Consider the following 12,466-nt stretch of genomic DNA (forward strand, 5'->3'; position numbering starts at 1 on the left):
GGTCGCCATCGCGATCAGCGCGAGGATATTTCCGGCGACAATTTTCCACCATCCTAACGCTTCGAGCGCCGACTGATCGACCAGCGAAACGAAGCCGACAAAGAACACTTCGAATACCGCCAGTAACAACAGCGCGCCGAGGACCATGAACGGCTCCCATTCCGACGCTGCCAGCAAGACCGCGAGCGCCAGCCCGAACGCCACGAACGCCGAAAAATGCAGAATCGAGTAACCGAGCACGAGCGGCAGCGTCGCCTGAATGCCGTCGCTCACGCTCGCATTTTGAAAAACCATCGCGCCGAGAATCGCGGGCGTGTGAAACGGATTGCCGGAGGCGAAGTCGTAGCCCATGAACCAGATGGCGACGACGATGCCGCCGACCAGTCCGGCCGTGACGCCTTCGCGGACGATTGAGATCCAGCCGCCGAGCAGATTGAACGCGAGCGCGGGATGCCGCCAGAAGAAATACGAGAGCATCGCGCCCGTCGCGAGCAGATTGCCGACGATGATGCCCCACCAGGTCAGCTCGACCATCACGTTCGGCCCGAGGAACAGCACGACCGCGATGAAGAAGACCTCGAACGCGACGAAAAAAATTACCAGCGAAAACAACAGCGACGATTCGGTCTCGCAAGCCTCGAGCAACAACCCACCGGCGATTCCGAAGGTTATGAATGCGCCAAAATGGATCAGCGAATACTCGAGCGCCAGCAGCGCCAGTCCGTGATGCACCTCGTGGCTGTGCGACCCGTGCAGAATAGTGGCGGCAAGCAATGCGGGCGTTTCGAGGGCGTGCCCGCGAATCAGATCGAAGATCAGGAACCATACAGCGACCACCACGGCGCCGATGAGACCGGCAATAGCGCCGTCGATAATGATCCGCGTCCTCGAGTGTTCCACGTTTCAACTAGTAACCCACAAGATCCGCATCCGGCAAGCATGCCGAACTGAACGATTTTGACTTCGGAAACAGCGCAGAGTAGCCGTAAATCCATGATGCGGGCGCACGCCGATCGGATCTCCGCTCTTATATTACTGATGATCACGGCAGTAGGTGGATGTCTGATGGCCCCGATGTCGGTGCCGATCACTTATCAGCCTGAATCGAACGTCACGCCGGTTCCGAGGGCGTCGTCAGTTCACGTGCACGTCGTCAGCGAAGATCAGCGCGCGAACACGAACAGTGTCGGTCAGTACGACCAACAGAGCGTGGTTACCAGCAACAACGTCGGCGATACCGCGCGGGACGCAGTGCAATCGGAATTGCAGGCGCGCGGATTTGTAATCGCCAGCGGCCCGGCGAGCACAGAAGTTCGCGTGCAGGTACTCAAGCTGAACGGCCACTTCATCAGTTCGCTTTTCTACTCCTCCTACACTGCTGAATTGGAGATGCACGTCGAGGTTGTGCGTCCTGGCGAGGTGATCGCCTACGCGAAGAGCTTCGACGAGACGGCCACGACCCATCCCGCGGTCTTCGGCAGCGTGTCCAAGGATTTCGGTGACGCACTCAGCGGCGCGCTCGAGCAAGGAGTCGCAAAACTGTTTGACGACCCCGCGTTCATGAACGCGCTGCTCGCGAAACCTTAACCGTCGGCCTTTGCATCGGCACGATCCAAAACGTCAGGAGCACCAAGACGCCGAAGATTAGATAGACGGTCGTGAATACCCAGGGCGGCGCCTGATAGAAGATCAGCCAATCGAGCCAGTAGCCGATGAAATCGCGCGAGTATCCGGATTCGCCGCCTTTCACTCGCAACGTATTCTCCAGGAGAGTGAGCGGACAGATTGCGCCAATGAGCGCCTCGCAACACACGAACAGGATCATTGCGAGATGGGCAAGCCGAAAATAGAAGTTCCGGACCCAATGCCATCCTGCTGCCCAGCCAACCAGAATGGCGACGAATCCGATCACTACAAACGCGACATAGGCCGCGTGGATGACTGTTACGAGGTCGGCTGTCGCCAGCCATAACATTAGTGTTCTCGTGTTTGTTCTCTCAGTCAGAAGCAGAATTTTGAATCGCGCGCGAAAAAATCGCGCGCTGGATAAGGTCCCTCACCTTCAATCCTCTCCCTTCGGGAGAGGGGAACTTTAGGAGTGGGCGACGCGCCGCGATGGGACGACGCGCAGATTTGGGGTCGTCGATGCCGGCACGATCGGAGTGTCGTTGTCTTCGCGCTGCTGCCATCGATAGAAGATGAACGTGAAGATGAACATCAGGTAGGTGCCTTGTCCGATCCACATGATCAGGCCGCCAAGCACCTGGTCTTCGAGCGGCTTGAGGCCCCATCCGTGCGCGCCCTCGCTGTACCACGGATAAATGACGCGGGTTGCGAGCGTGATCGGCGCGGCGACTGCGGTCATCGGGATCATCAGCAGGAACAGGTAAAGGATTTGCGCAGGGTACGAGAGCCGCGGCATCTCGGGGAGCGGACTGAGGATTGGCCACCACAAGAGCATGCCGGCCGCCATGAAGAGCAGATGCAGAAAGATGTGAAAGTTCTCGTCGCGGCACATCCGGTCGAAGATAGGTGGAAAGTGTGCGGTTACGAACACCGCGGAAAAAATCAGGAACGCGACGACCGGTGTCGTCAGCAAGCGCGCGATGGGCTTAATCGGACGGCTGAGGATCCACGGCCGAATCATCCAGCCTGGCGTCCCGAGCAGGATGAGCGGCGGGATCAGGAAGGTCTGCATCAGATGCTGCAGCATGTGCATCGAAAAGATTCGTGCGTCCGCCAGTTCGTCCAGTTCGGTGTGGGTAAATAAGATCGCGCCCATCGCGAGCGCGAACCACATCGCCTGACGGCGCGTCGGTCGGCGTCCGGCGACGCGGCATGCGCCGAGGTAAATCGCGATCAGAATCGCGACGCCTATCGGAACGCTCGGATGTTCGCCGAAAATATCCATGGCCAAAAAATTAGCGCCTAGCTGATGGCCGCCATGTGTCGAGACAGATACGCGAACAGCAGGATTAACGAGATCATCAGGACCGTCGCGATCATCAGCGGGAAAACGAACACTCCTGTCAGCAGCCAGCCATCGTACTTCAGGTGCATGTAGAACATCGCGACCAGCGCGAACTTGGCCGCAGCCAGCACGATCAGCACCGGCACCAGCACGGGGCGGAGCGCGTGCACGTAGAAGACGGTTATTTCCATGGCAGTCAGCACGACCAGGAACGCGGCGATGATCAGATAAGTCGCCGCACCGGGATGATGAACCTGCCCACCGTGGGTATCTGCAATGTCGCTCATGCTCCGGGCACCGCCTGCATCAGATAGACGAGAGTAAAGATGATGATCCACACGACGTCGACGAAATGCCAGTAAAGTCCCGCGAGCTCGACTGACAGCGCGCGCGACTTGCCGAGCTTGCCGGTCATCTCGGCGACCAGCAGGACCGATAGCCACAGCACTCCGATCGCAACGTGTGCGCCGTGAAATCCAACCAGCACGAAGAACGACTGCGAGAAGAGGTTGGTCGTCAGGCCCATGCCCTCGTGATAGAAGCTGGTGAACTCGTAAACCTGGCCGCATAGAAAAATCAGACCGAAGAGAACCGTGCCGCCGAGCCAGATTCGTTCCCATCGCTTGTCGCCGCGCTGGGTCGCTGCAAGCGCGAGCACCATCAGCAGCGAACTCATCAGCAGAATGAAGGTGCTGAACGAAGTCAGCGGGATGTTGAGAATTTCCGGGCCGGGACCGCTGATGCTTCGCGATTTGTAAACGATAAAGGTCGAGATAAGGCTCGCGAAGAACACGCACTCCGAGCCGATGAACGACCACACGCCGATTTTGCGCACGTCGATTCCACCAGAAGACGGTGCGTGCTCCGGATCGTAGGTTTCTTCACCGAAGTCCGGATACTCGAAGCCCATACCGATGATCGACATCACGACGACCGCCGCGCCGATGAAAACAATGCGATACCAGTCGATGATGAGCCCGAGGCCCATCATGCCGACGCCGAGACTCAGCACCAGCGGGAAGATCGACGGCGCCGGCATGTGGATGTGCTCGAGGTCAACCGGCTCGCTCGGCTGCGGTTGCGAGGGCGCCTGCCCCGACATGTAGGCAGCGACTCCGCGCGAACCGGCGCGCCCATATTTGAGAATCCACCACGCGTCGCGGCCGCGGATTTGCGGAATCTTCGCGAAGTTGTACGCCGGCGGCGGCGACGGCGTGGACCATTCGAGACTGCGCCCGTCCCATGGGTCGGCAGTCGCCAGCTCTCCACTAATCAGACTCTTGAAAATATTAACGTAGAAAAGCAGGAACGCGATGCCGAGAATGAACGCGCCGACCGTCTCGAGCTGGTTGAGATGCGTCCATCCCATGTCGGCGCCGTAGGTGTAGGTGCGCCGCGGCATCCCCCACATCCCGAGAATGTGCATCGGGAAAAACGTCATGTTGAATCCGATGACCGTCAGCCAGAACTGCCACTTGCCGATCGTCTCGCCGAGCATGCGGCCGCTGATCTTCGGCCACCAGTAGTAGAATGCCGAGAGTATCGCGAACATCACGCCGCCGAACAGCACGTAGTGAAAATGCGCGACGACGAAATACGAGTCGGTCTGCTGGAGATCGATCGGCGCCGACGCGTGCATAATCCCGCTGAGCCCGCCGATGGTGAACTCGAGTATCATCCCGAGAGCGAAATAGAATGCGGTCGTCATGCGCAGTGAGCCGCCCCATACGGTCGCGATCCAGCTGAAAATTTTCACGCCGGTGGGAATCGCGATCAGCATCGAGGTGATAGCAAACGCCGAGTCCGCAACCGGGCCCATCCCGGTCGCGAACATGTGATGTCCCCACACGCCGTACGAGAGGAATGCGATCAGGCAGATCGAATACGCCATCATGGGATAGCCGAACAGCGGCTTGCGCGAGTACGTCGGCATGACTTCGGAGATTATCCCGAAGGCCGGCAGCGCCATGATGTACACTTCGGGATGGCCGAACAGCCAGAACAGATGCTGCCAGAGAATTGGAGTCGCGCCGGCAGACGCGATGTAGAAGTGCGTGTCGAAGAAACGATCGAAGAGCAGAAAGATCAGCCCGATCGTGAGCGCCGGAAACGCGAGCAGGATCAGGATCGACGTCACCAACAGCGACCATATGAACATTGGCATGCGCATATAGGTCATGCCGGGTGCACGCATCGCGATGATAGTGGTCAGGAAATTCAGGCCTGTGAGGACGGTCGAGACGCCCGAAACGAGCAGACCGATGACCCACCAATCGATCGCGAGGCCCGGCGTGAAATATCGCTCGGTGAGATTCGCGTAGCCGAACCATCCCGCGTCGGGAAGTCCGCCGCGAATCCAGCCGAGATGGAGCAGGATGCCCGCGGTCAGCGCGAGCCAGAAACTCGCCGCATTAAGCCGCGGGAACGCGACGTCGCGCGCGCCGATTTGCAATGGGATCAGGAAGTTCCCGAGGAATCCAAGCAGCAGCGGCATGACGACGAGGAAGATCATCGTCGTCCCGTGCATCGTGAAAAATGCGTTGTAGGTCCCCGCCGATAGCGCGTGGTTGTCGGGATGCCATAGCTGTACGCGAATCGCCATCGCCTCGATTCCGCCGAACGCCATGAAGAACAGCGCGCTCGCGAGATACATGACGGCAACGCGTTTGTGATCGATCGTCGTCAGCCATCCGATGATACCGCCGCCTTCGAGGTAGCTCGGCTGATGCAATGGCAATGGTTTGGGCTGCGCAGCCATTTGAAGCTCCCTATTTCAGACTCTCGAGATAAGCGACGAGCGCGTTCAGCTGCGGTCCCGGCAGCAGCAGCGGGGGCATGTTCGCGCCCGGCTTGATTTCCTGGGGATTCTTAATCCACTTCGCGACGTTCTCGGGCGTGTTCTTCAGCACTCCGGCGGCGAGAGTAGTGCGCGCGCCGAAATGCGTCAGGTCGGGTCCGATGTATCCCTTCGAGACGCCCTGGATCATGTGACAAGTCGTGCACGGACTGTCGGCGAAAACCTTTGCGCCATCGGACGCCAACGAATCGCTCGCCGAAATCGAGACAGGTCCCGCAAGCTGATCCTTGTCCCATTTCGCAAACTCATCCGGCGAGTCGACGAAGGTTCGAAAGCGCATGTTCGCATGCGACAGGCCGCAAAACTCCGCGCATTGCCCCGGATATACTCCCGGCACCGTCGCGACGAAGGTCAGCTCGTTAATTTGGCCCGGCACCACGTCGCGTTTGCCGCCGAGCTGCGGAACCCAGAAGCTGTGAATAATGTCGCCGGATTCCAGCGACAGGCGAATCGGCCGATTGACGGGGATATGCATCTCGTTACTGGCTTTCGCGCCGTCTGGATAGTCAAACTCCCACCACCATTGATGCGCGACTACTTTGATCTCGAGCGCGCCCTTGGGTGGGACGGCCGGCTGCGAACGGAAAATCGTGCGTATTGTCGGCACCGAAATCATCAGCAGTACGAGCGTGGGACCGAGCGTCCACGCGATTTCAAGACCCAGATCGGACGACGCGGTCGAGGCTGGAGCAGCTTCGCCGACACGGGAAGAAAACACGAACACTGCCAGGATGAACGCGACGATTACGATCGTGAAAATGATCGCGTCCCACGTCGTTACCTGGATGTAGAGACTCTGAATCCACTGCGCGAGGTCCGACTTCGGTGCGAGCGTCGTCATCGGCCGGTCGGTGTCCGAGCATCCCGCAATAGTCAGTGCGATAGCCACTCGCATAGCTACTGACGCGAGCAGATGCCTATTTAAACCCCGCCGGATCATTCCTCATCATCTCCGACCGGCTCTCCCGAGGTCGCGGCTTGTGCGACGCGGTTGAGTCCCGGCACTGCCGAAAAAAGAAATGCGCCAAGAAAGCCGATCGAGATTAGAAACTGCGTCGGTCCGAACGGAATTGCGTCCAGCGAAAGCGAGGGGACCACCAAAACGTATCGCTCGAGCCACATTCCGATGAGTCCCAAGGCGGAAACCGTGCCGAGAATCAGCGGGGTCTTTTTGGTCCGCACGCTCATCAGCACTGTGAACGGGATTAGCCAAATCAAAACCAGGCACGCCACCGATAGGGGCGACCACGGCATGTGATGGACCCGATGAACGATGAAAAACGTCTCGACCGGTATGTCGCCGTACCAGATCACGATGTACTGAGAGAACATCAGGTAAATCCAGAAGACGGAGAAGGCGAAGACCATCTTGCCGAAATCGTGCATCACGGTGGGATTCGTGAAGAGGTTGTGAGCGCCCAGGCGGCCACGCATCACGGTCGCCACCAGAGCCATCGCGGTTAATCCACTCCAGAAAGCGCCAGCGAAGAAGTACCAGCCGAAAAGGGTGCTGCGCCATACCGGCGCCAGCGACATGACCAGATCGAACGCGATCAGCGTGTAGATAGCCGCGAACAGGATCGCGACCAGCGGAGCGAGCACCCGGATCGAATGCGGCGGCAATGTAATGTCGTCGGTGGCGATCGTCCACGTCCGCGCCTCGTCGCTGCGGGAGGCCCGGATGAACGCGAAGCTTGCGGCGGCCATCACGCCAAGCCCGATTCCATCGCGTGCGAATAGAAAAGGAACGTTCAGCCATGCTGCCTTCTGCGCTATCGGATGGGTCACCCACGGAAAAATCAGGCTGCGGCCGAAATACAATCCGAAGAACAGAAAAAATCCAATCCACAGGAACGGCGCGAATGCCTCGCCGAGGCGATACGGTGTCGAGCCGCCCCATTTTGCCTGCGTCAGGTAGAACGATGCGGACGCAACCAACGCGCCCTGTGCGACGCCGAGGAAGAATAGCAGATTGACGAGATAGGCTTGCCACGCGATCGCGGCGCCACCGCGTATCAGCGCCAGTAAGAATGCGATCGCGCCGACGACGATCATCGCGCCTGCCACGGCCTGCATAGTCACGCCGGCCACAGACTCCACCGCTTGCGGTTTCATCGCGGCGCGCTCGTGATGCACAGTTTGAGGATGGGTGCTCATCGCCGCCGGTTATACGCCTTCACGAATGACGTTCTCGGCGCCCGATTCCTTCAGCATGGACTGAATTTGGGGCGCTAACGTTTCGTCCACACGAACCACAATTCCAAATCGATCTTCGTCGAAACTTCCCTCGAACCCTTCGGCGCTCTCGGTGGTCGGAATACCCGCGAGTCCCAGCACGCCAAAAAATCCGAAGATTCCACCGAACAGGACCATCAACTCGAAGCAGATCACGATGAACGGCGGCCAGGACACCAGTGGTTTCCCCCCCGCATTGAGGCGCCATTCGTAAGTTGTTCCGATCGTGATGGCGAGACCGGTAAGCACGCCTGAAATTCCGCCCGTCAACACGATCCAGCGGACCGGGCTTTTCTTCTTACCGATGGCGTGTTCGATCTTGTGGCTCGGTATCGGCGAGAAGGTGGTGAAATTTGCGATCTGCGCCGTGCGCAATTCCTCGATCGCGTGCGCGCACTGCTCTTCGTTGGCAAACGAGCTTTTGATCTCGACCATGTTATGCGGCCTTCTCTTGGATCCTGAGCGCCTTGCGGAGCCAGACGATTCCTTCCTTAAGCTCCGTCATCGAGATGATCGGCAAAAACCTGGAAAACAACGAGAACAATCCGACGAACCAGGCGAAGCTGCCGACTGTGATCATGATTTCTGTGAATGAGGGATGATAGGCACCCCATTGCGATGGCTCGAAGTTCACCCGTAGCGAGCCCGCGATTATCACAAAGCGCTCGAGCCACATCCCGATATTTATAAAAATTGAAATTATCCAAAGCGCGACCAGGTTCACCCGGATGCGCGGCGAGAACAACAGCAGCGGAATCAGGCAATTGCACAGAACCATGATCCAGAAGAGGTATCCCCAAGGCCCGAAGTAGCGCATGTGAAACGTCATCTGTTCGATCGGATCGCCGGAGTACCAGGTCATGAAAGTTTCAGTAATGTAGGAGTATGAAACTACCAGCGACGTGAGCAGGACGACCTTGGCAAGATTGTCAAAGTGCCATTTCGTCAGGAGATCCTCGAGGCCGAGCATCCGGCGCATCGGAATCAGTAGTGTGATAACCATCGCGACGCCGGAAAAGATTGCACCGGCGACGAAGTATGGCGCGAAAATTGTGCTGTGCCAGCCGGGCAACTGCGCCATCGCAAAGTCCCACGACACCACCGAATGCACCGACAGCACCAATGGAGTAGCTAATCCCGCCATTAGCAAGTACGCCATCGAGTAATGCCGCCACTGTCGATCGGTGCCTTGCCAGCCCATCGCCAGCACGGTGTAAAACTTCTTGCGCCATCCGCCGGACGAGTTCTCGCGCGCGTTCGCGATATCGGGGATCAGACCCATGGTCCAGAACAGCGCGCTGATAGTCAGATAGGTACTGACTGCGAAAGCGTCCCACACCAGTGGCGAGCGGAAATCAGGTTGCAAAGATCGTTCGTTTGGGTATGGCAATAGCCAGTAGAAGAACCACACGCGGCCAAGATGTATTAATGGAAAGAGTCCCGCAGTAGCTACTGCGAATATAGTCATTGTCTCCGCCGCGCGATAAACCGCGGTGCGCCACCGGGTGCGGAAGAGAAATAGAATCGCGGAGATCAACGTCCCCGAATGCGCGATTCCGACCCAGAAAACGAAGTTAGTAATGTAGATCGCCCACATCACCGGCTGCCGTAAACCCGTGACGCCCAGGCCGGTGTAGATTTGACGTGCCCAGCAGGCAGCTCCGATCCCCACCAGCGTGAAGCAAAATCCTATCCACGCCCAGTACGCGAGCCCGGGCGGCTTCATCACCTTCAGCACGCTGCGATCGACGTCGCGGTAGGTCGGCTCAGTATTGATTTTCGGCGCCGCTGCCACCTAAGCCTTTCCTTTCTCTCGATAGAGATCGCGCAGATACGTGATCGCGGGTTTCGTGTTGAGTTCTTCCAGCGCGCGATAGTTGCGCAGCTTGTTGTCATCGCGCCGGCGCATCATCGCGCTGGCGGGATCGTTGCTATCGCCGAACGTGATCGCCCGCGCCGGACACGCCTGCTGGCAGGCCGTGACGATCTCGCCGTCACGCAGCTGGCGATCTTCGGTCTTCGCATTCAGCTCGGCGAACTGGATTCGCTGCACGCAGAACGTGCATTTCTCCATCACGCCGGCGCCGCGGACAGTCACGTCGGGATTGAGTTGCAGGTTGAGCGGCGCAGGCCACTCCGGCACGAACCAGTTGAATCGACGCACCTTGTACGGACAGTTATTTTCGCAATAGCGCGTGCCGACACATCGATTGTAAATCTGGCCGTTGAGCCCTTCCTCAGTGTGATACGACGCGAACACCGGGCAGACCGGCTCGCACGGCGCGTGATCGCACTGCTGACACAGCATCGGCGCGAGATAGAGCTGCGGCGCCGCCGCCGCTTCTTTTTCATCCGGAAAGTAACGCTCGATGCGAATCCACGACATGATGCGCCCGCGATCGACGCCGTACTTGCCAACAGTCGGCACATTGTTCTCCGCGTAGCACGCCGTCACGCACGCACTGCATCCGGTGCACGCATTGACGTCGATCGTCATGCCCCACTTGTGCCCCGCATATTTCCAGGGCTCGTACATTTCGAACGGCCCGGTGACTTCTTCCGCCTCGCTCTTCGGGATCACGCCGTTTGCGAGCTGCTCGATACTCATCGCCTCAACGATCGAACGGCCCATCATGTCACTCTTGCCGAGCGGCGTTACGAGCGTGCGAGTCGTCCCTGTCGCGCGCGCTGTCGCCGCGGAGTAGGTCGCGCCCGCCGCCAGTATCGACCACGGATTTGCGCCGACGTCCTTCGCATAACGGCCGTACGCGCGATGCCCCTGGCCAATCGGCACTGCGATCACGCCGGGACGCACCGTGCTTTCAACCAGCACCGGCGCCTCAATTGCGCCATGCTCCGTTTTTATCTCGATGACGTCGTCCTTGGCGACACCGAGCTTGCGCGCCGTCTCAGGATGAATCTCGGCCCAACTGTCCCACACGATTTGCGTGACCGGCTCGGGCAACTCCTGCAGCCACGGCTTGTCCGCGCCGCGCCCGTCGTAGAGAAAAATATGCGGATAGGCGTACACCGAAAGTTCCATCTGCGCCGCGGTCGGTACGGCCGCTTTGAATGGCGACGTGTCGAGTTTGAGCGCCGACAAGTGCTGCTCTTCGAACAGGCCGCCTTCGCGCCGGACGTTTGTCCAAAAATCTTGTGGATTCGTATTGTCGGCTTTGGGAGCCAGCGCGAGCCATTCAGTCTTGACCGCCTCTGCCGTGCTTGCCCACGGAAGTTTCGCGCTCGAGGATTTCGCGGCCGCAGCGAGCAGGATGTCGCCGAGCGGCTTGCTGCTGAACACCGGCTGCATCACCGGCTGTCCAAGTCCGCGGATGTTCGCGCGCGGTGCTGTATCACGCCACGATTCGAGCGGATGATGCGCCGGCAAAATTAGACTCGCCATCGCGGCGGTCTCGTCGGGCACGCCGCCTGCCCACACCACGAACGGAACTTTCTGGAGCGCCTCGGCGATTCGCGCCGACGGCGGCATCGTGAAAAGCGGATTTGCTCCCGCTATGAAAACCGCGTCGATCTCGCCCGCGCGCATCGCGTCCACCACGGCGTCAACTTCATCCGGCGTGCTGGTATCTTCGGCCGGCGAGTCTTCGAGGAACATGATCGTTTTGCCAAAATTGCCGGTGACCGCGTTGAGAATCATCGCCGCGAGATGTGCTGACGAATCGTCAGTGCCCGCAATCGCGAGCGCGCCGTCGGCCTTGCCGAACGTCTCGCCCAGCCGCGTGATCGCCTCGACCGGCACGCCGGTGCGCGCACTGGTCGCAGCAGGATCGAAATTTTCCACCGCCTTGCCGAGCGCGGTGAGATCGAAGCCCGAGCTTTGCGAAACCTTGCCTGTTTTGACCAGGACATTGAGCACGCTCCACGCAACGTCGGCCTGCGCACCCGGCGCCGTCGCGATCCAGTCGTCGCACTTCGACGCCGTCATGTTCAGGCGCGGACCGACGTACGTCGCACGTCCGATAGTCAGCGCGCCGCGACGATTCTGCGGCGTGCGGAACTGCGAATATTGCCGCGCGAGTTCCACCGGCGATTGCCACGTCTCGAGAAAGTCAGCGCCGAACGAAATCAGCACTTCGGCCTGATCGATTCGATAGGCCGGCAGATCGCGCCGCCCAAAAAGGGTCTTGGCCGCGACGCGCGCCGGCTCGTTGTTGATTGCTTCGTAGAATATCGCGCGCGACGAATTGTGCGCGCCGACCCATGCAATCGCGATCTTCTGGAACGTCGGGCCATTCGGCGCGCCGAAAAACGCGACGCGATCCTTGCCCGCCTTCGCCGCGGCCGCCAGCTTGTCCGCCAGCATCTTCTCGGCCTCGTCCCACGACGCCGTTCGCAGCGTGCCGTCACCGCCGCGAACTTGCGGATGCCGCAGCCGGTCCGGA

At 59.4% G+C, this 12,466-nt stretch carries 11 protein-coding genes; 1 reads left to right on the forward strand and 10 read right to left on the reverse strand.

The window, feature by feature from the left end:
* The coding region (locus WB650_RS15700) for a hypothetical protein (protein WP_423961125.1) at nucleotides 1–900 on the reverse strand (900 nt) is incomplete at its 3' end.
* A 93-nt stretch (nucleotides 901–993) separates the two neighbouring features.
* Between WB650_RS15700 and WB650_RS15705 the strand changes: the two genes are divergently transcribed.
* Entirely contained in the window at nucleotides 994–1,587 is a 594-nt protein-coding gene (locus WB650_RS15705; RefSeq protein ID WP_423961127.1) for a YajG family lipoprotein, read from the forward strand.
* Here the strand turns inward: WB650_RS15705 and WB650_RS15710 are convergent.
* The 9 genes from WB650_RS15710 to WB650_RS15750 form a co-directional block, all read right to left on the reverse strand.
* On the reverse strand, nucleotides 1,559–1,975 hold the full coding sequence (locus WB650_RS15710; protein ID WP_422304718.1) for a DUF2784 domain-containing protein: 417 nt from the start codon (nucleotides 1,973–1,975) through the stop codon (nucleotides 1,559–1,561). The two genes, WB650_RS15705 and WB650_RS15710, sit on opposite strands and share 29 nt — an antisense overlap.
* A gap of 117 nt (nucleotides 1,976–2,092) precedes the next feature.
* Nucleotides 2,093–2,911 (reverse strand): cytochrome c oxidase assembly protein, encoded by an 819-nt coding sequence (locus WB650_RS15715; RefSeq protein ID WP_422304717.1) that lies wholly within the window; start codon nucleotides 2,909–2,911, stop codon nucleotides 2,093–2,095.
* Nucleotides 2,912–2,928: 17 nt separating this feature from the next.
* Complete coding sequence (locus WB650_RS15720; protein WP_422304716.1) at nucleotides 2,929–3,258, reverse strand: cytochrome C oxidase subunit IV family protein; 330 nt, start codon at nucleotides 3,256–3,258, stop codon at nucleotides 2,929–2,931.
* The gene (gene ctaD / locus WB650_RS15725) at nucleotides 3,255–5,729 is read right to left on the reverse strand and encodes a cytochrome c oxidase subunit I (protein ID WP_423961130.1); all 2,475 of its coding nucleotides are present in this window, start codon (nucleotides 5,727–5,729) and stop codon (nucleotides 3,255–3,257) included. The genes WB650_RS15720 and ctaD overlap by 4 nt, the downstream gene beginning before the upstream one ends.
* 10 nt (nucleotides 5,730–5,739) lie before the next feature.
* Nucleotides 5,740–6,723, reverse strand: coding sequence for a cytochrome c oxidase subunit II (gene coxB, locus WB650_RS15730; RefSeq protein WP_423961132.1), 984 nt, complete (start codon nucleotides 6,721–6,723; stop codon nucleotides 5,740–5,742).
* 41 nt (nucleotides 6,724–6,764) lie between these two features.
* Complete coding sequence (locus WB650_RS15735) at nucleotides 6,765–7,985, reverse strand: hypothetical protein (RefSeq protein WP_422304713.1); 1,221 nt, start codon at nucleotides 7,983–7,985, stop codon at nucleotides 6,765–6,767.
* 9 nt (nucleotides 7,986–7,994) lie between these two features.
* Nucleotides 7,995–8,498, reverse strand: coding sequence for a DUF3341 domain-containing protein (locus WB650_RS15740; protein WP_422304712.1), 504 nt, complete (start codon nucleotides 8,496–8,498; stop codon nucleotides 7,995–7,997).
* A gap of 1 nt (nucleotide 8,499) precedes the next feature.
* The gene (gene nrfD, locus WB650_RS15745; protein ID WP_422304711.1) at nucleotides 8,500–9,858 is read right to left on the reverse strand and encodes an NrfD/PsrC family molybdoenzyme membrane anchor subunit; all 1,359 of its coding nucleotides are present in this window, start codon (nucleotides 9,856–9,858) and stop codon (nucleotides 8,500–8,502) included.
* Nucleotides 9,859–12,466, reverse strand: a 2,608-nt coding sequence (locus tag WB650_RS15750) for a molybdopterin-dependent oxidoreductase (protein ID WP_423961134.1), incomplete at its 5' end; no start/stop codon positions are given.

The sequence above is a fragment of the Binatus sp. (SeqCode) genome (genome assembly GCF_049584895.1).
In the GTDB taxonomy this organism is placed as follows: domain Bacteria; phylum Desulfobacterota; class Binatia; order Binatales; family Binataceae; genus Binatus.

What these genes read in the sequence shown, in the direction of transcription:
- WB650_RS15720 (WP_422304716.1), bottom strand. Translation starts at nt 3,258, where the DNA reads ATGAGCGACATTGCAGATACCCACGGTGGGCAGGTTCATCATCCCGGT.
- WB650_RS15710 (WP_422304718.1), bottom strand. Translation starts at nt 1,975, where the DNA reads ATGTTATGGCTGGCGACAGCCGACCTCGTAACAGTCATCCACGCGGCC.
- WB650_RS15735 (WP_422304713.1), bottom strand. Translation starts at nt 7,985, where the DNA reads ATGAGCACCCATCCTCAAACTGTGCATCACGAGCGCGCCGCGATGAAA.
- ctaD (WP_423961130.1), bottom strand. Translation starts at nt 5,729, where the DNA reads ATGGCTGCGCAGCCCAAACCATTGCCATTGCATCAGCCGAGCTACCTC.
- coxB (WP_423961132.1), bottom strand. Translation starts at nt 6,723, where the DNA reads ATGCGAGTGGCTATCGCACTGACTATTGCGGGATGCTCGGACACCGAC.
- WB650_RS15740 (WP_422304712.1), bottom strand. Translation starts at nt 8,498, where the DNA reads ATGGTCGAGATCAAAAGCTCGTTTGCCAACGAAGAGCAGTGCGCGCAC.
- WB650_RS15715 (WP_422304717.1), bottom strand. Translation starts at nt 2,911, where the DNA reads ATGGATATTTTCGGCGAACATCCGAGCGTTCCGATAGGCGTCGCGATT.
- WB650_RS15705 (WP_423961127.1), top strand. Translation starts at nt 994, where the DNA reads ATGATGCGGGCGCACGCCGATCGGATCTCCGCTCTTATATTACTGATG.